We start from the raw sequence: 26,553 nt of genomic DNA, 5'->3' as shown, positions 1-26,553 counted from the left end.
CGTGTCAAATAGGCAGCATCGCCAGCCGCTTGGGCGCGCATTGCCTCCATGCGGCGGTCATCATCGTCTCGATCATCGTCCAGTCTGGCGCATCGGTGAGGACGATGCCCACCCAGCCATAGGGGCCGTAATATTTCGGGCGGAAGAAACGGTCCGGATCATGCTCGATCAGCATCGCCTGCTCATCAAGGCCGGAGACTTTCAGCAGCAGGGCGGTGATGCCATCGCCATGATGGTCATGGCTGAAATAGGCGAAGAACTTGCCGCCCTCCACATAAAATCCGGGAGCGCCGTGGGAGAGTTTCTCGGCCGCTGCCGGCAGGTTCAGCGCCAGCGCGCGCACCCGGTCCAGCAGCGCATCGGGACGCGCATCGGCCGAAACGAAATCGGCCAGCAGGCGTGGATATAGCTGGTGCTCGGCATATTGCACGCGCACGGCCAAGCTCTCCGGCGTGTCCCCGGGCAGCACGGCAATGCGCGCCTGACCCAGAATCGGGCCATCGTCCAGTTCGGGGGTGACAATGTGGATCGTGCAGCCGGTCTCGGCCTCGCCCGCCGCCAGCACGGCCTCGTGCGTGTGCAGGCCCTTGTGCTTGGGCAGCAGGGAAGGGTGGATGTTGAGGCAGCGGCCCTGCCATCGTTGCACAAACTCCGACGAAAGCAGCCGCATATAGCCGGCAAGCGCGATATGGGTGACGCCGGCGGCCTCCAGCTCGCGGGTGATAATGGCGTCAAATTCGGCGCGCTTCATGCCCTTATGGCAGTGCGCGAAGGTGGCGATGCCTTCGCCGGCGGCCAGTTTCAGTCCGGCCGCCTCAGGATCGTTGCTGCCCACCACGACGATCTCATAGGGGCAGGCCGGATCGAGGCGGCTGGCATAGAGAAGGGCGGCCATGTTGCTGCCGCGCCCCGAGATGAGAACGCCGACTCGGGCTTTTTCAGCCATCGTGCTGCGCAGTCCAGGCGGCCTGCTGGCCCCATTGGCCGGCAGCGCCGTGCACTTCACAGCCGCGCGCGCCGGCGACGATCTCGCCGATCAGTTGTGCGGGCTGGCCGGCGCTGGCCAGATCAGCAAGAAGCGCGTCTGCCTCGGAGGCGGGGACGGCCAGCACCATGCCGGTGCCGCAATTGAAGGTGCGCGCCATTTCTTCGGCCGCCACCGCACCTTGGGCGCGAAGCCAGTCGAACAGCGGGGGCAGGGCGGGTGCGCGCACGATCGCCCGGCAGCCCTGCGGCAGCACGCGGGGGATGTTTTCGAGAAAGCCGCCGCCGGTGATGTGCGCCAGCGCCTTGATGCGGCCGGCGCGGATGAGCGGCAGCAGGGTGCGTACATAGATGGCGGTCGGGGTGAGCAGCGCGTCCGCCAGCGTCATGTCCGGCTGGAAGGGGGCGGGGGCACCCAGCGGCAGGCCGGTGCGCGCGAGAATGCGGCGGATCAGCGAATAGCCGTTTGAATGCGCGCCGCTGCTTGCGAGGCCGATCAGCGCATCGCCGGGGGAAACATCGGCGCCGGTGAGCTGCTGGCCGCGCTCGACCGCGCCGACGGCGAAGCCCGCGAGATCATAATCGCCAGCGGCATACATGCCGGGCATTTCCGCCGTCTCGCCGCCGATCAGCGCGCAGTTCGCGTCCCGGCAGCCCCGGGCGATGCCGGCGACCACCGCTTCGGCGACGCCGTTCTCGAGCTTGCCGGTGGCGAAATAGTCGAGGAAGAACAGCGGCTCGGCGCCCTGAACGATGAGATCATTGACGCACATGGCGACGAGATCGATGCCGACCGTGTCATGCCGGCCACTGTCTATGGCGAGCTTGAGCTTGGTGCCCACCCCGTCATTGGCGGCGACCAGCAGCGGGTCGGTGTAGCCAGCGGCCCGCGGATCGAAAAAGCCGCCGAACCCGCCGAGTTCGGCGTCTGCGCCGGGCCGCGCCGTGCTGCGCGCCAGTGGTGCTATGGCGCGGACCAGCGCATTGCCCGCCGCGATCGAAACGCCTGCGTCCGAATAGGTCAGTGGGGTGTCGTCCTTGCTCATGGCCGCAGCCTTAGCGCCTCGGGCCATCAACGCAATCATGAGATGGCGCAGAAGTGCCTTGGCAGATGTGCGTGCGCTTGCCACAACGCGGCTGTGTCCGCCTTCCAGCTCCTTTTCCTTGTCGCCGCCGGCCTGCTTGCGGCGGGACCGGTGCGCGCGCAGCCACAAGATGCGCCTGAGCCGACCGTGCCCGAGGCCGGCGCAGAGGCGGGCAGCGCCTATGCGGTTGGCGGCATCAAGGTGGATGTCAGCGCCAAGACCCCGCAGGCCGCGCGCTTTGCGGCCTATCGCATCGCCCAGCGCAAGGCCTGGCCGCTGCTTTTCGCGCGATTGACGGGAAAGCCGGCTAGCAGCGCGCCGCCTCTGTCGGATGCCCAGCTCGACAAGGTGGTGGCGGGGATCGAGAGCCAGGGCGAGCGCTTCTCGATGACGCGCTACATGGCGACGCTGGGGGTGGTGTTCGACCGGCTGCGTATCGCCGATTATGTCGGCGGGCTGGCCGGCAGCCTGCAATCGGCGCCGATGCTTCTGCTGCCGGTCTGGACCGATGCCGGAGCCACGACCATTCACCATCAGAAGACCCCCTGGGCAGATGCCTGGGCGCGCTTCCGCCTCAATGTGACGCCGATCGACTATGTGCTGGCGCCGGGCAAGCCCGTTGACAATATCCTGCTGACGGGCTGGCAGGTGCGGCGGCCGGTGCGCTCGACATGGCGGACGATCATGGCCCGCTACGGCGCCCGCGATGTGCTGATGGCCGAGGCGCGGCTGGTGCGCAGCTGGCCGGGCGGGCCGCTGCGCGTGGATTTTGTCGCCCGGCATGGGCCGGACGGCACCGCGCTTGGCCGCTTTGCATTGACCACGACCCGGGAGGATGAGCTGGCCACGATGCTTGATCAGGCGGTCATGCGCATCGATTCGCTCTATGTCGCAGCGCTGCAGCAGGGCCGGCTGAGCGCCGAGCCGAGCCTGGCGCTTGATCTCGCGCCAATCGAGGAGCCGGCGTTGTTCAGCGAGGCCCCCGCCACCGCTGGCCAGACGGTCGATGATGCCGTTGTGGTCGGGACCGAGGTGTTGGTGGCGACCCCGAGCGCGGCGGCGTTTGACGCGCTCAGTGTACGGCTGCGGTCCTTGCCCGGGGTGACGGCGGTCACCGCCACCAGCCTGTCGCTTGGCGGCTCTTCGCGGCTGCTGCTCAGCCATTTCGGCAACCGCCAGAACCTTGCCGAAGGGCTCGTCGCAAAGGGCTTTTCGGTGACCGACAATGGCGAACTTCTGGTGCTGCGGTCCGCTGCGACCGTTGACGAGACGCAGGGATGACCACGCCCGAGCCCGAGTCCACCCGTGGTCTGAGCCTTGCCGACCGGCTGAGCCTGCCGCGCATTCACTGGGCATGGCTGCTGCTGCTGATCGCGCTCGGCGCGCTGGCCTGGGCGTCGCGGCCGGTGATCGGGCCATTTGTTGCGGCCTTTGTGCTCGCCTATCTGCTTGATCCGATGACGACCCGGCTGGCGGCGACCAGCTTCGGCCCTGTGCGTCTGCCCCGCGCCATTGCAGCCGCGCTGATGCTGCTGGTGTTCTTCGCCCTGCTCTCTGGCTTGATTCTGATCACCGCGCCGATCATCGAGAGCCAGATCACCCAGCTTGTCGACCAACTTCCCGGCCTTGCGCGGCGAACGCTGCCGCTGATCGAGACCATTGCTGACCGCCTCACCGGCCGGTTTGATGTCAGCAGCGTCGTCGATACGCTGGGCCAGCGTGCCATCAGCTGGGCTTCGGAGAATGTCGGCCCGCTGATCGCCGGCAGCCTCAGCGTGTTCAATGTTGTCAACTATCTGCTCGTCACGCCGATTGTTGCCTTTTACCTGCTGCGGGACTGGCCGGGCATCATCGCCACCGTGCAGAGCTGGTGGCCGCGTCCGGCGCTGGCCGCCTTGCAACAGGTCGCGGCTGACAGCGATGCGGCCCTGGGAGGGTTCATCCGCGGCCAGTCGCTGGTGTGTCTTGTGCTCGCGGTCTTCTATGCCGCCGGATGGAGCCTGATCGGCCTCAACTATGCGGTGGTGCTGGGGCTGCTTGCGGGAATTTTCGGCTTTGTGCCGTTTCTGGGCGTGATCGTGGCTGTTGCGCTCAGCCTGATGGTGGCCCTTGGGCAATATGGGCTGGATTGGTGGCAGCTGTTTCTTGTCTATGCCGTCTTTCAGGTGGGCCAGATTCTGGAAAGTGCGGTGCTCACCCCCAATCTGATCGGAGACCGCATCGGCCTGCATCCGGTCTGGGTGCTGTTTTCGGTGTTTGCCGGCGGTGCCGTGGCAGGCATTGTCGGTGTGTTCGTGGCGGTGCCGGTGGCGGCCGTGCTGGGGGTCGTGGTGCGCGCCATGGTGGTTGATTACAAGCAGAGCCGCTTTTACGGGGCCGGGCGATGACGGTGCTGCCGCTTTTGCCGCTCACCCCGCAGCCGCCGCTGCCGCTGGACTGGCAGCCGCGGCTGGGCGAGGCTGATTTCTTCATTTCGGACGCCAATCGCGCCGCTGTCGACTGGCTGGCCCGCCCCGCCGCCTGGCCTATGCCGCGCGTGCTGCTGATCGGGCCGGAGGCCTCGGGCAAGACGCATCTGGCCAGCCTGTTCGCCGCGCGCACCGGGGCGCGCATCATCGATGAGGCTGACACACGCCCGGACGGCGAGCCGATGTTTCACGCCTGGAATGCAGCGAGCGCCGTGCGGCCGCTGCTGCTGGCGGCCCGCCGCCTGCCGCGTGGCTGGGCGCACCGCCTGCCCGATCTGGCCTCGCGCCTTGCCGCAACCCCGCTGATCACCCTGTCCGAACCCGATGATGCGCTGCTGGCAGCGGTGCTGACCAAGCGCTTTGCCGATCGCGGGCTGAAGGCCCCGCCCGAGCTGGTGCAATGGCTGAGCCTGCGCATCGAGCGCAGCTTTGCCGCCGCCGCCCGGGCAGTGGCCCTGCTCGACGAGGCCGCACTCGCCCAGCGCCGCGAACTGAGCGTGCCGCTGGCCCGCGCGCTGTTCGACACACAGCTCGATCTCGGGCTGTGAGCATCATCATCGACCTGTCATCAACTCTGGACTAAACAGGCGCCATGCCGATGCGAGACCGCACACTCCGCCAGATGGCCGCGACCACCACCGCACTTGGCGGGTCGGAACGCTATTTCAACCGCGAGCTGTCGTGGCTGGCTTTCAACGACCGTGTGCTTGAGGAGGCGACCAACCCGGCGCACCCGATTCTCGAACAGCTTCGCTTCCTGTCGATTTCGGGCAATAATCTTGATGAATTCTACATGGTGCGCGTGGCCGGGCTGCGCGGGCAGGTGGGCGCGGGCATCGAGACGATGACGCCCGAGGGGCTGACGCCGGCCCAGCAGCTCGCCGCCATCGCCGAAAAGGCCGACCAGCTGATGCGCCAGCAGCAGGCGGTCTGGGCCGGGCTGATTGAAAAGCTGGCGCAGCATGATTTCGCGGTCATCGATGCCGATGCGCTGAGCGCTGACGAGCGCGACTGGCTGGAGCGGCATTTTCTCGAGCAGATCTTCCCCGTCCTGACCCCGCAGGCGATCGATCCGGCGCATCCTTTTCCCTTCATTCCCAACAAGGGCTTTTCGCTGATCCTCGAGATGCGGCGTCTGTCGGACGGGGAGGAGTTGCGCGCGCTCCTGATGATGCCGGCCATGCTGCCGCGCTTCATCCGCCTGCCCGGCGCCAGCGCGCGCTATATCAGTCTTGAGAACACCATCCGCACCTTTTTCGACCAGCTGTTTCCCGGCTATGCGATGGTTGGGCACGGCGCGTTCCGGGTCATTCGGGACAGCGATATCGAAGTCGAGGAAGAGGCCGAGGATCTGGTCCGTTATTTTCAGACCGCGTTGAAGCGGCGGCGGCGGGGCGAGGTGATCCGTCTCAAGATCGAAGGGCGGACGCCGCAGGCGCTCTACAAGCTGGTTCAGCAAGCGCTCGGTGTTGATGAGCGGGATACCACCACGGTGGAGGGCATTCTCGGCATCGCCGATCTTGCGCAACTGGTGGATGAGGACCGGCCTGATCTGAAGTTCGAGCCTTATTCGCCGCGCTTTCCCGAGCGCATCCGGGAGCATGGCGGGGATTGCTTCGCCGCCATCCGCGCCAAGGACATTCTGGTTCACCACCCTTATGAGAGCTTCGAGGTCGTTCTCGCCTTCCTGCGCCAGGCGGTGGCCGACCCTGATGTCATCGCCATCAAGCAGACGCTCTACCGGGCCGGCAAGAAATCGCCGATCGTCCGCGCGCTCATCGATGCGGCCGAGGCCGGAAAGTCGGTCACTGCCGTGGTCGAATTGAAGGCGCGTTTCGATGAGGAGCAGAATCTGGTCTGGGCGGCCGAGCTTGAGCGCGCCGGGGTGCAGGTGGTCTATGGCTTTGTCGAGTGGAAGACCCATGCCAAGCTGAGCATGGTCGTGCGCCGCGAGGGGTCTGACATTCGCACCTATGTGCATTTCGGCACCGGCAATTATCACCCGGTGACGGCGCGCATCTACACCGACCTCAGCTTCTTCACCGCCGACCCTGTGCTGGCGCGTGACGCCGCGCAGGTGCTGAATTACATCACCGGCTATGTGCAGCCCACCCGGCTTGCCAAGCTCGGCATGGCGCCGCTGACAATGCGGACCATGCTTTATGATCTGATCGACACCGAGATCGCCAATGCGCGGGCCGGCATGCCGGCGGCGGTCTGGGTCAAGCTCAACAGCCTTGTCGATACCGGCATCATCGACAAGCTTTATGAGGCCAGCGCAGCCGGGGTCGAGGTCGAGCTGATCATCCGGGGCATCTGCTGCCTGCGTCCGGGCGTGCCGGGGCTTTCCGAAAACATCCATGTCCGTTCCGTCATCGGTCGGTTCCTTGAGCACAGCCGCATCATCGTCACTGCCAATGGCGCCGAGCTGCCGTCGCGCCAGGCCAAGGTGTACATCTCGTCTGCTGACTGGATGCCGCGCAACCTCGACCGCCGGGTCGAGGTGATGGTGCCGATCGAGAATCCGACCGTTCATGCGCAGGTTCTCGACCAGGTGATGGTGGCCAACCTCAAGGACACCGAGCAGACATGGCAGTTGCTGCCTGATGGCAGCTATCGCCGGCTGAAGGGGGCGCGCAGCAATTCGAGCGAGCCGCCCTTCAACCTGCACCGCTATTTCATGACCAACCCTTCGCTTTCGGGCCGGGGTGCAGCGCTGCGGTCTGAAGGCGGTGTGCCGCGTCTCGTGCTTGATGATGATGCGACGTCGGACTGAGATGCGCGGTCTGTTTCGGAACCTGCCCATGGCTGCGGCGGCGGCCGAGGATGTGCCTGAGCCCGTACGCCGGCCGGTCGGCATCATCGACATCGGGTCCAATTCCGTGCGCCTCGTCGTCTATCAGGATCTGGGCCGCGTGCCCGTCACCATGTTCAACGAAAAAGTGATGGCAGGCCTTGGCCGCGGCCTTGCCAAGAACGGCGAACTTTCAGCGCCAGCGATGGACAGCGCGGCCGAGGCGCTGGCCCGCTTCGCCAGCCTGGTCGAGGCCATGGGGCTGGTACAGGTGCGGGTGGTCGCCACCGCAGCGGTGCGCGAGGCGGCCAATGCCGCCGTATTCATCGCCCGTGTGCGCGCGCAGACGGGCCTGTCAATCGAGACGATCAGCGGCGCGGCCGAAGCGCGCGGCGCCGCGCTCGGGGTGATTTCGGGCATTCCCGATGCCGACGGCGTGGTCGGCGATCTGGGGGGCGGATCGCTCGAGCTGGTGCGCGTGGCCGGCGGGGAGACGCATGAGCAGATCTCGCTGCCCATCGGCGCGCTGCGCCTCGAATCGGTGCGCAAGGCCGGGGCGCAGGCGCTCGGCCCGTTCATCAGCGAGGCGCTGGCGCAGGTCGGCTGGGCACAGGCCGGGCAAGGTCGGCCCTTCTACATGGTCGGCGGCTCCTGGCGGGCGCTGGCACATCTGCACATGCACCTTGAAGACCATCCGCTGCCGATCGTGCATCAATATGAAATGTCGGCGGGCGCGCCGGCGGTGCTGGTCCGCAGCCTCGAAACGCTGGCCCCTGACGTCCTGCGCGCCGTGCCGCGCATCGCCGGCTCCCGCCTGCCGGCGCTGCCGGGCGCGGCGGCGCTGCTGGCCGCCACGGTCAAGCGGCTGGGCAGCAGCAGCGTCATCGCCTCGGGCTTTGGCCTGCGCGAAGGGCTGCTGTTCGACCAGCTGGCGCCTGATGTCCGCATGCAGGACCCGCTGCTGGTCGCCGCCCATGCCGAAAGTGTGCGCCAGGGCCGGTTTCCCGAACACGGCGACATGCTGTTCGACTGGACCAGTCCGGTCTTTGCGCATCAGGAAGGCCCGGCCGAGCGCCGGCTGCGCCACGCGGCCTGCCTGCTTTCGGACATCGCCTGGCGCGCACACCCCGATTTCCGCGCCGAGCGCGCCGTTGATGCGGCCCTCCATGGCAGCTGGGTGGCGATTACCGCCGCCGAACGCGCCGCGCTCGCGCAGGCGCTGCACTTCTGTTTCGGCGGCCCGGGCAGCGCGCCCATCATTGATCGGCTGGCCCGGCTTGCGCCGGCAGAGCTTCTCGCCCGCGCGCGTGCCTGGGGTCTGGCGCTGCGGCTGGGCCAACGCCTGACCGGTGGCACCGCCCGCGCGCTGTCCGGGTCGCGTCTGGAACGGCAGTATGGATCGCTTGTGCTCCGCCTCGATGCCGCCCATGCCGGGCTGGCGGGCGAAACCGTGATGCGCCGGCTAAAGACCCTTGCGGCCGCGATGGAGCTGGAACCGCGCTTCGGCGGTTAAGCGTCGGCGTGGTCCAGCCGCGTCATGACCAGCCGGCCGTCCTGCACGCTGAAGCCGGTGCGCCCCTCGACCAGCGCCAGCGCATCGCTGCCGAAGATTTCGCACCGCCAGCCATGCAGCATCGGCAGCCCGTCGCGCACACCAGCCGCCAGCGCATCAAGCTCATCGCCGCGCACGATCAGGCGCGGGGCGACGCCGGCTTCCTTGGCCCTGATCTTGAGCAGCAGCTTGAGCAGATCTGCCACCAGCGCGCCTTCGCTGCTGAGGCCGGGGCGCTGCGGCGCGCGGGCGGGCATCTCCTCGGCGGGAAGCGGGGGTGCGTCAGCGAGCGCGCGCATCAGCCGGTCGCCGATGCCGTTGTTGGCCCAGGCGGCTGAAAGGCCGCGCACCCGCGCCAGATCGGCCTGGGCGCGCGGCGGGCTGCCGGCCAGATCGGCCAGCGTCTCGTCCTTGATGATGCGGCCGCGCGGCACATCCTTGTCCCGCGCTTCAAGCTCGCGCCAGCGCGCCAGTGCCTTCAGCCGGCCCAGAATATCGGGTTTGCGGCTGGGCAGGCGCAGCCGGGTCCAGGCCTTGTCAGGATCATTGGCATAGGTGGCGGGATCGGAAATGCGCGCCATCTCGTCGTCCAGCCAGCCGCCGCGCCCGGTTTCGCGCAGCTTGCCGAGCATTCTGGGAAACAGCGTCGCCAGATGGGTGACATCGCCGATCGCATAATCCAGCTGACGCTCATTGAGCGGTCGCCGCGCCCAGTCGGTGAAACGCGCGCCCTTGTCGACCTGGATGCCGAGATAGGCGGCAACGAGATTGGTGTAGCCCACCTGCTCGCCCAGCCCCAGCGCCATGGCGGCGACCTGCGTGTCGAACAGCGGTGCCGGCGTGCTGCCGGTCAGATTGTAGATGATCTCCAGATCCTGCCCGCCGGCATGAAACACCTTGAGCACCGGATCACGGATGAGCAGCTTGAGCAGTGGCTCCAGATCGATGCCGCTGGCCTTGGGATCGATGGCGCAGGCTTCCTCGGGCGTGCCCAGCTGGACAAGGCAGAGGTCGGGATAATAGGTGGTTTCGCGCATGAATTCGGTGTCGACACAGACAAAGTCCGCCGTCGCCATGCGCTGGCAAATCGCCGCCAGCGTCTCCGTATCTGTCACCAATGGGTGTATGCGCATAAATCCGCATAGCCTGAGCCTGCGCGCAAGACAAAGCCATGATGTGTCGTATCGTCGAAAAATCGTCACATGCCAGCCGTCTGCGGCGAAAATCACACAATTGCCGGCGCCCGCGCCGTCTTGACAAAGCAGGGCAGGGCGTGTGTTCCCCTGCGCACAGCTCAAGCCGGAACGGACTTTTCATGCACGCCTATCGAACGCACAATTGCGCCGCGCTGCGCGCCGGCGATGTCGGCCAGACGGTCCGCCTGTCGGGCTGGGTCCACAAGAAGCGCGATCATGGTGGCGTGCTGTTTCTCGACCTGCGCGATCATTTCGGCCTGACCCAGATCGTCGCCAATCCCTCATCGCCGGCCTTTCCCATCCTTGACCGGCTCAGCCTCGAATCGGTGATCACCGTGACCGGCGAAGTCGTGGCGCGCGAGGCGGGCACCATCAATGCGGCGCTGGCGACTGGCGAGATCGAGATCCGGGCGCGCGAGGTCATCGTCCAGTCGGCTGCGGCCGAGCTGCCGATGCCGGTTGCTGTCGATGCCGATTATCCCGAAGAGATCAGGCTGCGTTACCGTTACCTCGACCTGCGCCGCGAGCGGCTTCACGCCAATATCATGCTGCGCTCGGGCGTCATCGCCTCGATCCGGCGCCGGATGACCGAGCAGGGCTTCACCGAATTCCAGACCCCCATCCTGACGGCCAGCAGCCCCGAGGGCGCGCGCGATTTCCTCGTGCCGGCGCGGCTGCATCCGGGCAAATTCTATGCGCTGCCGCAGGCGCCGCAGATGTTCAAGCAGCTGCTGATGGTCGCCGGCTTTGACCGCTATTTCCAGATCGCACCCTGCTTCCGGGACGAGGATGCGCGCGCCGACCGCTCGCCCGGCGAGTTCTACCAGCTCGACCTTGAAATGAGCTTTGTGACGCAAGACGATGTTTTTGCAGCCCTTGAGCCTGTTCTCGGCGGCGTGTTCGAGGAGTTTGCCGGCTTTGGCGGGCGCACGCCCTGGTCGGTGACCAAGGGGCCGTTTCCGCGCATTCCCTATGCAGAGTCGATGCTGAAATATGGCTCCGACAAGCCGGACCTGCGCAACCCGCTGATCATTCAGGATGTGACCGAACATTTCCGCGGCTCGGGCTTCGGGCTGTTTGCCAAGCTGGTCGAACAGGGGCTTGTGGTGCGCGCCGTGCCCGCGCCGAACACCGCCGACAAGAGCCGCAAGTTCTTCGATGACATGAACGAATGGGCGCGCGCCGAAGGCCATGCCGGGCTTGGTTATGTCACCCGCAAGGGCGGGGAGTTTGGTGGCCCCATTGCCAAGAATCACGGCGAGGCGGGCATGGCGGCGCTCTATGAGGCGCTGGGCCTTGGCCCCGATGATGGATGCTTCTTCGCCGCCGGCAAGCCGTCTGCTGCGGCGAAGCTCGCAGGCCAGGCGCGCACGCGCATTGCCGAGCAGCTGGGCCTGATCGAGCAGAATGCCTTCAAGCTGTGCTGGATCGTCGACTTTCCGATGTTCGAGGCGGACGAGGAGACCGGCAAGATCGACTTCAGCCACAACCCGTTCAGCATGCCGCAGGGCGAGCTGGAGGCGCTGGAAACCAGGGATCCGCTCGATATCCTCGCCTTTCAATATGATGTGGTGTGCAACGGCGTCGAGCTGAGCTCGGGCGCGATCCGCAATCACAAGCCCGAGATCATGTACAAGGCGTTCGAGATTGCAGGCTATACACGCGCCCAAGTGGACGAGGATTTCTCGGGCATGATCAACGCCTTCAAGTTTGGCGCACCGCCGCATGGCGGCTCGGCACCGGGCATTGACCGGATCGTGATGCTGATTGCCGATGAACCCAACATCCGCGAAGTCGTCGTCTTCCCGATGAACCAGCGGGCCGAGGATCTGATGATGAACGCGCCCGGCCCGGTGACCGCTAGGCAGCTTCGTGAACTGCACATCCGGACGGTGGAATGAGCCTCCGGCTCGACCAGTTCGAGACCGGCGACGAGATCGACGGCGACGATTACGAGCCCCGGCTGGCGGCGCTGCAGCGGCAGCTGCAAAAGGTGCAGGCCGCCTATATCCAGCAGGGCCGAAAGGCCGCGATCGCCATTGAGGGCTGGGATGCGGCCGGCAAGGGCGGGCTGATCAAGCGCTTCGTGGCGCCGCTCGATCCGCGCTTCGCCAAGGTCTGGTCGATCGCCGCGCCGAGCAAGCAGGAGCTGGCGCATCATTATCTCTGGCGCTTCTGGCAGCGCCTGCCGGCGGCGCGCGAAATCGCCGTGTTTGACCGCAGCTGGTATGGCCGGGTGCTGGTCGAGCGGGTGGACGGGCTGACGCCGGGGCCGGTGTGGAAGCGCGGCTATGACGAGATCAACGAGTTCGAGGCGCTGCACGCCGCTGACGGCCTGCGCATCATCAAGATCTTTCTCCACACCACGCAGGAGGAGCAGGACCGGCGCTTGCTCGACCGGTTGGCAAAGCCTTGGAAACGCTGGAAAACCGGCCTTGATGATTATCACAACCGCAGCCAGCGCGCGGCCTATCTCGAAGCCTATCACGACATGTTCGATTTCTGCTCGACCAGCATCGCACCATGGACGGTGATCGAGGCGAACGACAAGAAGACCGCGCGAATCCATGGCCTTGAGGCGATGATCGCGCAGCTCGAAACAGGCGTTGACCTGAGTTATCCGGACGTGCCCGAAGCCGTGCTCAAGGTTGCCGAGGCCGCGCTGGGCAAGAAGGCGCGTGCGGCGGCCGCCTCAACCGGCGACTGAGCCGCCCAGCACCCGGCTCGGCACCGGCGTTCCGCCGAACTGCGCCTCATAAACCACTGCATTTTCAAGCACCCGCTGCACATAGCTGCGGGTTTCAGCAAAGGGGATCGACTCGATCCAGTCGATCACATCGGTGCCGGCCTCACGCGGGTTGCCGTTTCGCGCGATGAACTTGCGCGCATTGCCCGGCCCCGCATTATAGCCGGCCACGGCCAGCACCGTGCTGCCAAAGCTCTCGCGCAGCCGGCTGAAATAGGCGCTGCCCAGCTGCACATTGAACACCGGATCGCTGGTCAGCCGGGCGGTCGAGGGTGCAAGCCCCAGCTTCTTCGCCTGTTCGGCGGCGGTGGCCGGAAGCAGCTGCATCAGCCCCAGCGCATTGGCCCTTGAGCGTGCAGTCCGGTCAAACAGGCTCTCCTGCCTCGAGATCGCATGGATCATCACCCGCGAACCAGCCAGGCTGCCCGGCAGATCGAGCACCGGCCAGGCGGCATCATAGAGCGGGATGCCCGCTTCATAAGGCCCGGCCGCACTCCCCATGCCGCGCAGCGACTTGCCGGCCATCACACCAAGATCGCGCCGCCCGATCCGCTCGGCCATGGCCGCCACCAGCGCATGATCTTCAGGCGTTTCGGCGCGGCTGACGAGCTGCCGCATGAACAGGTTCTGCAGGTCCCGGTTTTCCAGCGCGGTCACGGCTTCGAGTGCGCGCACCAGCGGCTCGGCGCGGAACGTGTTCAGCCGGTCCGCCGCCAGCGCCGGCTCGGGCGCGGCCTTGATGGTGATCGGCTGCCCCAGCTTTTCGAGCGACAGCTGCCCATAGAAATAGTCCGGATGCAGCGCCGCGCGGGCATAGGCAGCATTGGCGGCCGCGGCATCGCCCGCCGCCTCCAGCGCGCGCGCCGTCCAGTAATCGCCCTTGGACTGGCTGAGCGGGGTCTGCGAAGCCGCCGTCATCGCCTGAAAATGCGCCACTGCATCGCGCGCGCGGCCCAGCTTGCGCAGCGCCAGCCAGCCCGCCAGCCATTCGACCTCGACAAAGGGCACCCGCTCTGAAAGCGGCTGCGCTGCGAGGTCGGTTCCGGCGCTGTAGCTGCCATGCCCGGCGAGGATCGCATAGGCGCTGGCAGGGTCCCCCGCGCGCCAGGCGGCGCGGCCAAATTCAAGCCGGGTCGCAAGCCAGGCCTGCTTGTCAAAAACGTCATCGCCCTTGGGGCGGCTGCGGATCAGCAGGGCCTTGGCCTCGCTCAGGCGCCCCTGCCGGCGCAGCCAGATCGCCTCGTCACGGACCAGCCCCGGGTCCATGCGCAGCGCGTCGGGCACCGCCGCCAGCCGCGCTTCCGCACCAGCGGGGCCCCCATGCAGCGCGATGCGCGCCAGCAGCCAGAGCCGCCGGTCCATGTCGAGCCGCGGCAGCAGCCGCCCGGCAGCGGTGATCTGGCCGCTCCACAGCAGCCGCTCGGCGCGGCCGAGATGGTCCTGCGGCCGCAGCTCGGTGCCGAAAGCAGACAGCAGCGTGCCCTCCTCCGCCTCATCAAGCCCGGCCGAATCCCAGGCGTCGCGCGCCGTGGCGATGGCGGCGGCGCGCTGGCCACGCGCCAGTTGTGCCTGCGCCAGCTTCAGCTTGGCGGCAGCCGACAACGGCGCAAAGCGCTCGAAAAAAGCGATGACATCCTGCGCCGGCGCGGTCTCATCCAGCGCCTTTTCCGCCAGCCGGCGCAGCACGACCGATTGCGGGAATGTCGGATTGTCCAGCATGAAGCGCGAAATCTCGGCGAAGCTGGCGCGCGCATTCTCGCGGCGCAGCCGGTCCCATGTCACCACCGCATCGAGAATGGGCACCGCAGCAGAAGCCGCAACCGGGCTCGCCGAGACACGGTCGAACCGACCAGCGGCATTATCGGCCAGCCTGGCCCGGTAAACCGCCTTCGAGGCCTCCGAAATCTGGGCCTCAGCCGGGGAAAACGCCACCAGGGCTGTCAGGGCCAGACCGCCAAAAACACACTGGACACTGGACATCACGCCCTCTCACTCCATATCACGCAGCCGAAACACAAGCGCAGGCGGCCAGCATAGGCCCGGCCGGTCTGCGGGTATAGGCTGAACCATGACCCTCGATCTCTCCCGTATCTGGGGCTCGATGCCCGCCCTTGTCACGCCGATGCGGGGCGGCGAGGTCGATGTGGCCGCACTCGACCGCTTCGTTGAGTGGCAGATTGCGGAAGGCAGCCATGGCCTTGTCCCTGTTGGCACCACCGGCGAATCCCCGACGCTGACTCATGACGAACATCACGCCGTGATCGCCCGCACGGTTGCGGTTGCAGCGGGCCGTGTGCCGGTCATCGCCGGCTGCGGCTCCAACGACACCGCCACCGCGCGGATGCACCTCGCCCGCGCCGAAGCCGCCGGGGCCGATGCCGCGCTGCTGGTCGTGCCCTATTACAACAAGCCGAGCCAGGCCGGTCTGATCGCCCATTTCACCGCCCTTGCCGAGGCCACGCGCCTGCCGATCATTCTCTACAATATCCCCGGCCGCTCGGTCGCTGACCTGGCCACCGCCACCATCGCGCATCTCGCCAAGCTGCCCAACATCATCGGCATCAAGGATGCGACCGGCAATGTTGGCCGCGTTTCGGCGCAGCGGGCGGCGTGCGGGCCGGATTTCATCCAGCTCTCGGGCAATGACGACATGGCACTCGGCTTCAATGCGCTGGGCGGGCGCGGCGCGATTTCGGTCACCGCCAATGTCGCGCCGCGCCTGTGCGCCCAGATGCAGGCGGCGATGCGCGACGGCGATTATGCCACAGCCCTCGCCATCAACGACCGGCTCTGGCCGCTGCACGACGCCATGTTTGCCGACACCAGCCCCGGCCCGGCCAAATATGCGCTGGCGCGCCTCGGCATGATGCAGGGCGAGGTGCGGCTGCCGATCATCGAGCCGTCAGAGGCGGCGCGCGCCGCGGTCGATGCGGCGCTCGTTCATGCCGGCCTGCTCTGATGGCCCGCCCCAAGGGCAACACCGGCATCAAGGTCAAGACGGTCGCCGAAAACCGCCGCGCCCGCTTTGAATATTTCATCGAGGACACGACCGAGGCCGGAATCGCGCTCGCCGGCACCGAGGTCAAGGCGCTGCGCGGCGGCGAAGGCTCGATCGCCGAGGCCTATGCCGAGGTGAAGGACGGCCAGATGTGGCTGGTCAACGCCAATATCCCCGAGTTCAGCCATGGCAACCGCTTCAACCATGAGCCCAAGCGGCCGCGCAAGCTGCTGCTCCATGCCCGCGAGATCGAGCGCATGGGCAGCGCCGTGGCGCGGCAGGGCATGACCATCATCCCGCTGTCGGTCTATTTCAACGACCGGGGCCGCGCCAAGGTCGAGCTGGCGCTGGGGCGCGGCAAAAAGCTTCACGACAAGCGCGAAACCATCAAGGAAAGAGACTGGAAGCGGGACGCCGCCCGGCTGATGCGCGAAAAGGGCTGAACATCATGTCCGATGATACAGAAAGCAGCGGCTTCAAGGAGAAACTGGTCGCGGTGAAGCAGGCCTGGGCCAGGGCCGGCCGGCTGCTCACAGGAAGCCCCGACGAGGCGCATGAGCACCGGCTGCCGCCCGGCCAGCGACTGGTCACCAACTGGCCGGTGCTCGATCTCGGCGTGCAGCCGAGCATCTCCAAGGCCGAATGGCGGCTGCGCGTGGACGGCGCGGTGCAGACCCCGCTCGACTGGGATTTCGAGACGCTGATGGCGCAGCCGCAGATCGAGGATGTCTCCGATATCCACTGCGTCACCCAATGGTCGCGATTCGACAATCGCTGGCAAGGGGTCTCCACCCAGCATCTGCTGGCGCTGGTTCAGCCCTTGCCCGGCGCGAGCCACCTCGTGCTGCACGGCGCCGATGGCTATACCACCAATGTGACGCTGGAGAATTTCGCGGGCGAGGATTGTCTGCTTGCCCATAGCCATGACGGCCGGCCGCTCTCGCGCGAGCATGGCGGCCCGGTGCGGCTGGTCATTCCGCGCTGGTATTTCTGGAAATCCGCCAAATGGCTGACCCGCATCGAGGTCCGCCGCGATGATGCGCCCGGCTTCTGGGAAGTGCGCGGCTATCACAATGAGGGCGACCCATGGCGCGAACAGCGTTATAGCTGAGCCGGTGACCACCTCCTCCCATCTTCCGGGCCAGCTTCCCGGCGGTTGGCCCGCCCCCTATGCCGAAGGCCAGCTCAACCCCTGGGTTGGCGAACTGATGAAAGACCTGCCGCTGGCCGTCGCGGTGCTCGATGTTGAAGGGCGCATCATCGGCGGCAATGCGGCGCTCAGCGCCACCCTCGGCTCGGAATCGCTGATCGGCATGGATCCACTGTCCCTGATCGCGCCTGAAGATCGCCGGCTTGTCTCCGCCACCATTCGCGCCGTGATCACCGGCGCCGCCGGCAGCACCGAGATCAGCGCCGCGCTCGCGGCCCGGCCCAATGAAAAACAGCTGTTGACCATTGCGCCGGTGCCGCCTGGCCTTGGTGTCGCCTGCATGATCGGGCTGCGCGATGTGCGCGAGCAGCGGCGGCTCGAAGCCCAGGTCCAGGCCGCCACAAGGATGCAGGCCGTTGGCCAGCTTGCCGGGGGGATTGCGCATGATTTCAACAATATCCTGACCGCTGTTCTGGCGCTGTCCGACCAGATTATCGAACGTCACCCGGCCGATGACGAAGACCATCAGGCCGCCGATGAAATCCGCCGCAATGGCAAGCGTGCCGCAGCCCTTGTGGCCCAGCTGCTCGCCTTTGCCCGCCGCCAGCCGCAGCGCGCCGAACTGCTCGACCTGGCCGAACTGCTGCACGGCCTGCGGCCGCTCCTCGCCCAGCTGACCGGGCGCGGGATCGCGCTCGACTTTGATGACGGCGGTCTCAAGAGCGCGGTGCGCGCCGACCCGGGCCAGATCGAACAGATCATCGTCAATCTCGTCGTCAATTCCCGCGACGCCATGGCGATCGAGGCTCAGGACGGGCGCACCAACCGGTTCGAAGGGCGACTTCAGATCCGCCTGACCGAGGTTCCGGCTGCCAAGGTCCCGGCGCTCGGCCATGCGATCATGCCCCATGTCGATCATGTCGCGATTGAGGTCGAGGATGACGGCAGCGGGATTCCGCCGGCCATTGCCGGCAAGATCTTCGAACCATTTTTTACCACGAAGAGAATGGGGGAAGGGACCGGCCTCGGTCTTTCCACCGTCTATGGCATCGTCAAGCAGAGTGGCGGCTTCATCTTCGCCCGGCCTGCCCGGCCCAGGGGTACGATCTTCAGCATCTATCTTCCCGCATATGGGCCATTGAAGAGAAAAGTCGCTGTCGATCAGCCGCTGCAGCGTCCCGGCCTTTCGCCGCCGCTGGCAGGCCATCAACTCCTCCTTGTCGAAGATGAGATGGCGGTTCGCGATGTGCTTGCCCGCGGCCTCGCGCGAAGTGGAATTGCCGTTCATGCGGTCGCCGACGCCGAGGCCGCGCTGGCCGAACTGTCGCGCAATCCGGGCATCAAGGCCTTGCTCTCCGATGTGATGATGCCCGGCATCGACGGGGTCGAACTGGCGACCCGCGCCCGGGTCATGCGGCCCGATCTCGCGGTGCTTCTGATGTCGGGATTTGCCGAGCCGCCGCTCCATCAGGCCGCCAATGCGGCCGGAATCGGCTTTATCGCCAAGCCTTTCGCGCTTTCGGAGCTGATTGCAGCGCTCGACACCGCCCGCATAGCAGCGCCGGCTTCGGGCTGATACGTTCTCCCCTTGTTCTTCTGGAACATTTACGGTACGAATCGTGCCATTGACGCATCTTGGCAGTCGTTTACGAAGGGGACAGGGTCATGGCAGCAACACTCAAGGTATTGGACGGGGGCATGAGCGGATCAGACAAGGCCAAGGCGCTGGATGCAGCGCTGGCACAGATCGACCGGGCGTTTGGCAAGGGCTCGGTGATGAAGCTCGGCCAGCGCGAGGCGATGGAAGTCGAGGCCATTTCCACCGGCTCGCTCGGCCTTGATATCGCTCTTGGCATTGGCGGCCTGCCGCGCGGCCGGGTGATCGAGATTTATGGTCCCGAGAGTTCGGGCAAGACCACACTGGCGCTCCATGCCATCGCCGAGGCGCAGAAGGGCGGCGGCATTGCGGCCTTTGTCGACGCCGAACATGCGCTCGATCCCGGCTATGCCAAGAAGCTGGGCGTCAACATCGACGAGCTGATCGTCTCGCAGCCCGACACCGGCGAGCAGGCGCTGGAAATCGTTGATACGCTGGTGCGGTCCAATGCCATTGATGTGCTGGTCGTCGATTCGGTGGCGGCGCTGGTGCCGCGCGCGGAAATCGAGGGCGAAATGGGCGACAGCCATGTCGGCTTGCAGGCGCGGCTGATGAGCCAGTCGCTGCGCAAGCTCACCGGCTCGATCAGCCGTTCGCGCTGCATGGTCATCTTCATCAACCAGCTGCGCATGAAGATTGGCGTCATGTACGGCAATCCGGAGACGACGACGGGCGGCAATGCGCTCAAATTCTACGCGTCCGTCCGCCTCGACATCCGGCGCACGGGCCAGATCAAGGACCGTGACGAGGTCGTGGGCAACACCACCAAGGTCAAGGTGGTCAAGAACAAGGTCGCTCCGCCGTTCAAGCAGGTCGAGTTCGATATCATGTACGGCGAAGGCATTTCCAAGCTTGGCGAGATTCTCGATCTGGGCGTCAAGGGCGGCGTCATCGAGAAGTCCGGCGCCTGGTTCAGCTATGATTCGATCCGGATCGGCCAGGGCCGTGAGAATGCGAAGAAGTATTTGCGCGACAACCCCGATATGGCTGACAAGATCGAGAAGGTCGTGCGCAGCAACGCGGCCGGGATTGCCGAGGCGATGATGTCCGGCCCTGACGCCGAGGACGACACCGACGACATGTAACGCCGCCGGGCCCGGCTGCGAACAGGGTCACGCAATGGAGACTTTGTGACCCGCAATCGCAGCCAGCCCGGCAAGAGCCATTATGATCTCATCGTCATCGGGGCCGGCGCAGGGGGGCTGGTCACCGCTGGCGGCGCGGCCCAGCTCGGCGCCGATGTGCTTTTGGTGGAGCAGCACCGGCTGGGGGGCGAATGTCTCTACACCGGCTGCGTGCCCTCAAAGGCGATCATCCATCAGGCGGCTCTGGCGCGCGGCGGCGGTCCCCAGCGCTGGGTCGAGGCGCGGGCGCACCTCGATGCCGCCATCAAGACCATCGAGCCGCACGATTCGCCCGAACGCTTCGAAGGCTTCGGGGTCGAAGTCGTTCTCGCCCGTGCGGTCTTCACCGGCCCCGCAACGCTGGAGATCGGTGGCCGAAGCGTCACCGCCCGCCGCATCGCCATTGCCACAGGCTCCGACCCCGCGATTCCCCCGATCCCGGGTCTGGATGCCGTGCCTTATCTGACCAATGACAGCATCTTCAGCCTTGACGAGACCCCCAGCCATCTCGCCATCATCGGCGGCGGCGTCATCGGATGCGAGCTTGCCCAGGCCTTCGCCAGGCTGAACGTCCCCGTCACCCTCATCGCCAATTCCACCCTGCTCAGCCGCGCCGACCCCGACGCCGTCGCAATTCTCGAGCCGCGGATGGTTACGGAGGGTGTAACCATTCACACGCATGCGACCGTCGAAAAGGCGTCGGGAACGGGGACGAATCTGACGCTGACGCTTGCCAGTGGAGAGGCGATTTCGGCCAGCCATGTGCTCGTCGCGACCGGCCGCCGCGCCCGCACCACGGGCTATGGGCTGGAGGCAGCCGGGGTGATGACAGGCCCGGGCGGCATTGTCACCGATGCCTTTCTGCGCACCAGCAACAGGCGCATTTATGCCGTTGGTGACTGCCGTGAAGGCCCGCGCCTGACCCATGCGGCCGATCAGGATGCCCGCACCGTCATCCAGAACGCGCTGTTTCCATTCCGCAAGCGCAAGAGCTACACCGCCCTGCCAGCGGCCATCTTCACCGATCCCGAGCTGGCGCAGGTCGGGCTGACCGAGGCAGAAGCGCGGCAGCGTCACGCTGACATCAACATTTTCCGCCATGATTTCGATCACAACGACCGCGCCGTGACCGAGGCCGACACCTGCGGCTTCGTCAAGATCGTCGCGCGCGGCAGCCAGGTGCTGGGCGTCACGATCGTCGGCCCGCGCGCCGGCGAGATTCTGGCGCTGGCCAGTTTTCTGGTTAGTGGCAGGCTCAGCCTCGCGGATCTCGCCAATCAGACATTCGCCTATCCGACCTTTGTCGAAGCGCTTCGCCATGCTGCCGAACAGCCGGGCCAGGCAGCGCTGTTCTCGCCAATGATGCGGCGTCTCACTCGGCTCTTCCAGCACCTGCCATGAAGCGCTAAGGCATGGCCATGAACGAAGCCATGCATGAATATTGGAACGCTGATGCCGGCCGCACATGGGCGGCCCTGCAGGCGCGTCTGGACCGTTCGCTTTCGCCTGTCACCGCGGCGCTGCTCAGCCATGCGGCACCGCAGCCCGGGGAGGCTGTCCTCGACATCGGATGTGGCAGCGGCGAGACGACTCTGGCGCTTGCCGTGGCGACTGGGGATGCGCACGGTGTTGATATTTCGCGCCCCCTGCTCGCCGTCGCCGAGGCGCGCGCCGATGCGCTGGAAAGTCTGGCCACCTTCGAGGAGGCCGATGCCGCGACGCTGCCGGGCGACGGGGATTATGACCTCATCACGTCGCGCTTCGGCGTCATGTTTTTCGATGATCCGGTGGCCGCCTTCGCCAATATTCGCGGCCACGCCGCCGATGGGGGCCGCCTTCGCTTTGTCTGCTGGCGCAGCCCGAAGGAGAATGGCTGGACCATGGCGCCCATGCAGGCCCTGGCGCCGTTGATGCCGCCGTCCGAACCGCAGGACCCGCATGCGCCGGGCCCGTTCGCCCTGGCTGATCCCGACCGTCTCGCCGCCATCCTTGATGAAGCGGGATGGAAGGACGTTGATCTTGCGCGGTTCGATTTCGAGATGCTGCTGGGCGAGGATGACGAGCAGGGCAGTGCGCTTGATAATGCAGTCGATTTCAGCCTCCGGGTCGGCCCTGCCGCGCGCCTTGTCCGTGAGCAGGGCGAAGCTGTGAGCGAAGTCGCAGCGAACGCGCTGCGCGCGGCATATGCGCCCTTTGTCGCCGATGGCCGCGTCGCGCTTCCCGGCTCTGTGTGGCTGGTCTCGGCGTCAGCCTGAGCCGGGCCGCAACGCCTGCTTGAGTGCGACGCAGCAAAGCCTTAAGTCTCGCCGATGATCTCCTCGAACGACATCCGTCGCAGCTTTCTTTCGCACTTTGAAAAGGCAGGCCATGCCGTGGTGCCCTCGGCGCCGCTGGTGCCGCAGAACGACCCGACGCTGATGTTCGTCAATGCCGGGATGGTGCCGTTCAAAAATGTGTTCACCGGCCTGGAGACGCGCCCCTATCGAACGGCCACCAGCTCGCAGAAGTGCGTTCGTGCGGGCGGCAAGCACAATGACCTCGACAATGTCGGCTATACCGCGCGTCATCACACCTTCTTCGAAATGCTCGGCAATTTCTCCTTCGGCGACTATTTCAAGGCGCAGGCGATCGAGCATAGCTGGAGCCTTTTGACCCGCGAATGGGGCCTGCCCAAGGACAAGCTGCTGGTCACCGTCTATTACACGGACGATGAGGCAGCGGCGCTGTGGAAGAAGATCGCCGGTATCAGCGATGATCGCATCATCCGCATCGCCACCTCCGACAATTTCTGGTCGATGGGTGAGACCGGGCCTTGCGGGCCTTGTTCGGAAATCTTCTATGACCATGGCCCAGCCATCCCCGGCGGCCCGCCCGGCAGCCCGGACGAGGACGGTGACCGGTTCATCGAGATCTGGAACCTCGTGTTCATGCAATATGAGCAGGTGGACGCCGACACGCGAAATGAGCTGCCGCACCCCTCGATCGATACCGGCATGGGGCTGGAGCGGATCGCCGCTGTTTTGCAGGGGGTCCATGACAATTATGATACCGACACTTTCAAGGCGTTGATCGCGGCCAGCGAGGACCGCACCGCGCCGTCCACGCCGCAGACGCGCGCCTCGCACCGGGTGATTGCCGATCATCTGCGATCGGCCGGGTTTCTTGTCGCCGATGGGGTGCTGCCTGCCAATGAGGGACGCGGCTATGTGCTGCGCCGGATCATGCGGCGTGCGATGCGCCATGCCCATCTGCTGGGCGCGCCGGAGCCGCTGATGCACCGTCTGGTGCCGGCGCTCGTCGGCCAGATGGGCGCTGCCTTTCCCGAACTGGTCCGCGCCCAGCCACTGATCGAGGAGACGCTGCTGCTGGAGGAGACGCGCTTCCGCCAGACGCTTGAGCGCGGGCTGGGGCTGCTGGACACCGCCGTCAAGTCGGTTGCGCCCGGCGGTGAATTGCCGGGCGATGTCGCCTTCAAGCTCTATGATACCTATGGCTTCCCCTATGACCTGACCGAGGACGCGCTGCGGGCGCAGGGGCTCAGCGTCGACCGAGCCGGTTTCGAGGCCGCCATGGCCGAGCAGAAGCGCGCCGCGCGCGCCGCCTGGTCGGGCAGCGGCGAAAAGGCGTCGGACAGCCTGTGGTTCGATCTTGCCGAAGCGCACGGCGCGACCGAGTTCATCGGCTATTCGAGCCATAGCGCGCAGGGCGAAGTGCTGGCGATCATCAAGGACGGGGCGCTGGTGGACCAGGCATCTGCTGGGGAGACGATCAGCCTGCTGACCAACCAGACACCCTTTTATGGCGAATCCGGGGGCCAGATGGGCGACGCCGGCACTGTCAGTGGCGACAATGGTCTGTCCATCACCATCTCCGACACAGCCAAGCCGCTCGGCAAGCTGCATGTCCATACCGGCGAAATCGCTGCCGGTTCGGTGCGGGTCGGGGATACGGTGCAGCTTGATGTGGATGTGGCGCGTCGTCGGCAGTTGCGTGCCAATCATTCCGCAACCCATCTTCTCCATGCCGCCCTGCGCAACCGGCTTGGCGGCCATGTCACGCAAAAGGGTTCACTGGTGGCGCCCGAGCGGCTGCGCTTCGATTTTTCGCAGCCGCGTCCGCTGACGGCAGAGGACGTTGCCGCGATCGAAGCAGATGTGAATGCGCAGATCCGCGATAATGCAGCTGTATCGACACGGCTGATGACACCCGACGCCGCCATCGAGGCCGGTGCGCTGGCGCTGTTCGGGGAAAAATATGGCGATGAAGTCCGTGTGCTTTCGATGGGCCGCACGGATGATGTGCATCAGCCCAGATCCTATTCGGTCGAATTGTGCGGCGGCACCCATGTCAATGCGCTCGGCGATATCGGGGTGTTCACGATCATTGCCGAAAGCGGGGTTTCGGCCGGTGTGCGACGGATCGAGGCGCTGACGGGCGAGGCGGCGCGGCTTGCCCTGGCCGAACAGGAGGCGCGGCTGAAGACCGCTGCTGCCGCGCTCAAGGTGCGGCCGGACGAGGTGCCGGCGCGGGTCGAGGCGCTGGTCAGCGAACGCAAGCGGCTTGAGCGTGAACTTGCCGATGCGAAGAAAGCGCTGGCGATGGCCGGACCGGCATCTGGCGGCGATGCGGCAGGGTCAGCGCCGGAGAGCATTGGCGGGGTCAATTTTCTTGGCCAGATCGTGGAAGGGCTGGAAGCCAAGAGCCTGCGCGGCATGATTGACGAGGCCAAGGGCCGGCTTGGTTCGGGCGTGGCGGTGATGATCGCGCTCAACGAGGGCCGGGCTTCGGTTGCGGTTGGGGTGACGGACGATCTTGCTGGCAGCCGCTCGGCGGTTGATCTTGTGCGGATTGCCTCGGCGGCGCTGGGCGGGCAGGGCGGAGGCGGCCGGCCTGACTTTGCCCAGGCGGGCGGGCCTGACGGCAGCAAGGCCAGCGAGGCGCTGGCCGCCATTCGTGCCGCTCTGGCCGGCTAAGCCTGCGTCTCAGGCTTCGGCTTTTCCGCTGCTGTTGGGGCTTCTGAACGCGCGGCTGCCTTTGCCATCGGCGGCGCGCTGGATGCCGATGCGCAATTCCGCTCGCTTTTCGTGAATGGACGCGATCACCGGACCCATGGGCACGCCGAGATCGACGAGCACCGCTTCGGCCAGTTGCAGCGAGGATTTCGACGGTTTCCGGGACAGCATCGGTGGCGCCGGACCGGTAGAGCGCCGAGGCATGATCGGAGTTGCGCGCGCGCACCACGACGCAGAGATCCGGGTAGCGCTCGCGAATGAGGCGGACCAGTGTGTCGAGGGTCTGCACGGCATCGATGGTCAGCACCACGGCGCGGGCATGTTCCAGATGAAGCCCTTCGAGCAGTTCGGGCCGTCTTGCATCGCCGTAAACCACATTGCGCCCCGCCCGGCCGAAGCGGATGACCGTATCCGGGTCTGAATCGACAGCGAGATAGGGTTGGCTGTGCGCATCGAGCATTGAGGCCACGAGCCGGCCGACACGGCCAAAGCCGATGATGATCGTGCGGCCGTCTTCGCCGATGGCCTCGGCTTTCTGTTTGCTGGCATCTCCATGGGCATCGGCATCGGGCGCGTCGGTGCCGAAATGGCTCTCCACACGCTGCCCGATCAACCCGAGCACGGGCACGATGCTGAGCGAAAAGCCGATCACCAGCAGGGCGATGTCCGCCGTCTTGCCGGTGATGATGCCGAGCGTTGTTGCCGCGCCGAACAGGATGAGCGAGGTTTCGGAGGGGCCGGCCAGCAGCAGGGCGACATGGCTCGCCACGCCGCGACTGCGCCGGGCCCGCCGCATGATCGCGTAGATCATCCCGCCCTTGACGAGGCAGACGGTGATCACGCCGCCGATGACCAGCAGCGGCGCCGCCGCCACCGCCGGCAGATCGAGCCGCATGCCCACCCAGATCAGGAACACACCGAGCAGCAGACCCTGAAAGGGCGTGATCGCCGCTTCGATCTGGCGGCGATATTCTGTCTCGGCGAGCATGATGCCGGCCGTCAGCGTGCCGATGGCGGGTGAAAGGTCTGCGGCATGGGCGATGGCGCCCGACGCGATGAGGATGACCAGAGCTGCCGCCAGGAATAGCTCGGGCCGCCGTGTGCGCGCTGCCTGCAGCAGCAGCGGGGGAAGCAGCAGCTTCGAGCCGAGAATGATGAGCCCAAGCGCCAGCAGCGAGACGGCGAGACTGCCAAAGAAGCCGCCGACCGCCGTGCCAGCGGAAAAGCCGAGCAGGATGGGCGCGATGGCGATATCCTGAAACAGCAGGATGCCGAAGGCCGTGCGGCCGGCTTGCGTGCCGAGCTTGCCGGTGCTGCTGAGCAATTGCAGCCCGACGGCCGTTGACGACAGCGACAGGCAGAGCGCCAGCGCCACGGTTGTGCCCAGCCCGAGCATGAACGGGGCGAGCAATGCTGCGATCAGGGCCGCGCAGAGGAAGAGCTGCGCGCTGCCGAGACCGAAGACGATCTTTCGCATCGTGCGGATGCGTTCGCTCGAGAGTTCGAGCCCGAGCGCGAACAGCAGCAGCGCGACCCCCATTTCGGCAAGGGGAAACAGCGCCTCGGCATTGGAGATGGTGAGCGGCATGAGCACGGGGAGCGCTTCGGTGAGCGCGCCCAGCCCGTAGGGGCCGACCAGGATGCCGACCAGAATGAAGCCGATGACGGGCGAGATGCGGAGCGCCGAAAAGGCCGGGATGACCAGCCCGGCAGCACCGATGACGACGGCGATATCGCGGAAATCAACCGAATCGAGGGGAAGATCGGCCGCCATGTCAGCGGCTGCC

At 66.2% G+C, this 26,553-nt stretch carries 19 protein-coding genes and 1 pseudogene; 15 read left to right on the top strand and 5 right to left on the bottom strand.

All coding sequences use genetic code 11. The features are described 5' to 3' along the window. Positions 1-4: 4 nt before the first annotated feature. Together purN and purM are read right to left on the bottom strand one after the other, a co-directional pair. Positions 5-946: a phosphoribosylglycinamide formyltransferase gene (gene purN, locus ACMVO5_RS04335; RefSeq protein ID WP_416908845.1), complete on the bottom strand. Its 942-nt coding sequence runs from the start codon at positions 944-946 to the stop codon at positions 5-7. Beyond that, a complete protein-coding gene (gene purM / locus ACMVO5_RS04330; RefSeq protein ID WP_416908844.1) occupies positions 939-2,030 on the bottom strand; it encodes a phosphoribosylformylglycinamidine cyclo-ligase in 1,092 nt (363 codons plus the stop codon). Before purM ends, purN begins: the two co-directional genes overlap by 8 nt. Positions 2,031-2,123: 93 nt before the next feature. Here purM and ACMVO5_RS04325 point away from each other — a divergent pair, with 93 nt between their 5' ends. The 5 genes from ACMVO5_RS04325 to ACMVO5_RS04305 are packed head-to-tail and all read left to right on the top strand — an operon-like array spanning position 2,124 to position 8,844. Then, a complete protein-coding gene (locus ACMVO5_RS04325) occupies positions 2,124-3,350 on the top strand; it encodes a heavy-metal-associated domain-containing protein (protein WP_416908843.1) in 1,227 nt (408 codons plus the stop codon). Continuing rightward, positions 3,347-4,456, top strand: coding sequence for an AI-2E family transporter (locus tag ACMVO5_RS04320; RefSeq protein ID WP_416908842.1), 1,110 nt, complete (start codon positions 3,347-3,349; stop codon positions 4,454-4,456). Before ACMVO5_RS04325 ends, ACMVO5_RS04320 begins: the two co-directional genes overlap by 4 nt. Further along, on the top strand, positions 4,453-5,085 hold the full coding sequence (locus tag ACMVO5_RS04315) for an HdaA/DnaA family protein (RefSeq protein ID WP_416908841.1): 633 nt from the start codon (positions 4,453-4,455) through the stop codon (positions 5,083-5,085). Before ACMVO5_RS04320 ends, ACMVO5_RS04315 begins: the two co-directional genes overlap by 4 nt. A gap of 50 nt (positions 5,086-5,135) precedes the next feature. Next, positions 5,136-7,313: an RNA degradosome polyphosphate kinase gene (locus ACMVO5_RS04310; RefSeq protein WP_416909292.1), complete on the top strand. Its 2,178-nt coding sequence runs from the start codon at positions 5,136-5,138 to the stop codon at positions 7,311-7,313. A 1-nt stretch (position 7,314) separates the two neighbouring features. Next, positions 7,315-8,844, top strand: a complete 1,530-nt coding sequence (locus tag ACMVO5_RS04305; RefSeq protein WP_416908840.1) for a Ppx/GppA family phosphatase — start codon at positions 7,315-7,317, stop codon at positions 8,842-8,844. On the opposite strand, the gene rnd is transcribed toward ACMVO5_RS04305, so the two are convergent. After that, positions 8,841-10,016, bottom strand: coding sequence for a ribonuclease D (rnd, locus tag ACMVO5_RS04300; RefSeq protein WP_416908839.1), 1,176 nt, complete (start codon positions 10,014-10,016; stop codon positions 8,841-8,843). The two genes, ACMVO5_RS04305 and rnd, sit on opposite strands and share 4 nt — an antisense overlap. Before the next feature lie 182 nt (positions 10,017-10,198). On the opposite strand from rnd, the gene aspS reads away from it, so the two are divergent. Next, a complete protein-coding gene (gene aspS, locus ACMVO5_RS04295) occupies positions 10,199-11,980 on the top strand; it encodes an aspartate--tRNA ligase (RefSeq protein WP_416908838.1) in 1,782 nt (593 codons plus the stop codon). Further along, positions 11,977-12,786, top strand: a complete 810-nt coding sequence (locus tag ACMVO5_RS04290; protein WP_416908837.1) for a polyphosphate kinase 2 family protein — start codon at positions 11,977-11,979, stop codon at positions 12,784-12,786. The genes aspS and ACMVO5_RS04290 overlap by 4 nt, the downstream gene beginning before the upstream one ends. Here the strand turns inward: ACMVO5_RS04290 and ACMVO5_RS04285 are convergent. Continuing rightward, entirely contained in the window at positions 12,772-14,805 is a 2,034-nt protein-coding gene (locus ACMVO5_RS04285) for a lytic transglycosylase domain-containing protein (RefSeq protein WP_416908836.1), read from the bottom strand. The genes ACMVO5_RS04290 and ACMVO5_RS04285 overlap by 15 nt on opposite strands. Positions 14,806-14,893: 88 nt before the next feature. Here ACMVO5_RS04285 and dapA point away from each other — a divergent pair, with 88 nt between their 5' ends. The 8 genes from dapA (at position 14,894) to alaS (ending at position 24,727) form a co-directional block, all read left to right on the top strand. Next, positions 14,894-15,784: a 4-hydroxy-tetrahydrodipicolinate synthase gene (gene dapA / locus ACMVO5_RS04280; RefSeq protein ID WP_416908835.1), complete on the top strand. Its 891-nt coding sequence runs from the start codon at positions 14,894-14,896 to the stop codon at positions 15,782-15,784. Next, positions 15,784-16,266, top strand: coding sequence for an SsrA-binding protein SmpB (gene smpB / locus ACMVO5_RS04275; RefSeq protein WP_416908834.1), 483 nt, complete (start codon positions 15,784-15,786; stop codon positions 16,264-16,266). Before dapA ends, smpB begins: the two co-directional genes overlap by 1 nt. A 5-nt stretch (positions 16,267-16,271) precedes the next feature. Further along, positions 16,272-16,934 (top strand): sulfite oxidase-like oxidoreductase, encoded by a 663-nt coding sequence (locus ACMVO5_RS04270; RefSeq protein ID WP_416908833.1) that lies wholly within the window; start codon positions 16,272-16,274, stop codon positions 16,932-16,934. A 4-nt stretch (positions 16,935-16,938) separates the two neighbouring features. After that, positions 16,939-18,549, top strand: coding sequence for an ATP-binding protein (locus ACMVO5_RS04265; protein ID WP_416908832.1), 1,611 nt, complete (start codon positions 16,939-16,941; stop codon positions 18,547-18,549). 89 nt (positions 18,550-18,638) lie between these two features. Next, complete coding sequence (gene recA, locus ACMVO5_RS04260) at positions 18,639-19,715, top strand: recombinase RecA (RefSeq protein WP_416908831.1); 1,077 nt, start codon at positions 18,639-18,641, stop codon at positions 19,713-19,715. A 45-nt stretch (positions 19,716-19,760) separates the two neighbouring features. Then, positions 19,761-21,155, top strand: coding sequence for a dihydrolipoyl dehydrogenase family protein (locus ACMVO5_RS04255; protein ID WP_416908830.1), 1,395 nt, complete (start codon positions 19,761-19,763; stop codon positions 21,153-21,155). Between the two features lie 17 nt (positions 21,156-21,172). Beyond that, positions 21,173-22,009 carry a class I SAM-dependent methyltransferase gene (locus ACMVO5_RS04250; RefSeq protein ID WP_416908829.1) on the top strand — a complete coding sequence of 279 codons (837 nt, stop codon included), beginning with the start codon at positions 21,173-21,175 and terminating at the stop codon, positions 22,007-22,009. A 54-nt stretch (positions 22,010-22,063) separates the two neighbouring features. Beyond that, the gene (gene alaS, locus ACMVO5_RS04245) at positions 22,064-24,727 is read left to right on the top strand and encodes an alanine--tRNA ligase (protein ID WP_416908828.1); all 2,664 of its coding nucleotides are present in this window, start codon (positions 22,064-22,066) and stop codon (positions 24,725-24,727) included. Between the two features lie 262 nt (positions 24,728-24,989). On the opposite strand, the pseudogene ACMVO5_RS04240 reads toward alaS, so the two are convergent. Next, a pseudogene (locus tag ACMVO5_RS04240) lies at positions 24,990-26,540 on the bottom strand (cation:proton antiporter); the annotation flags it as partial. Positions 26,541-26,553 lie beyond the last annotated feature (13 nt).

Origin of the sequence: Polymorphobacter sp., from assembly GCF_048007885.1 — a bacterium.
GTDB lineage: Bacteria > Pseudomonadota > Alphaproteobacteria > Sphingomonadales > Sphingomonadaceae > Sandarakinorhabdus.
Note: the sequence above shows the minus strand (reverse complement) of the source record. Positions and strands in the feature narration are given on the sequence as shown.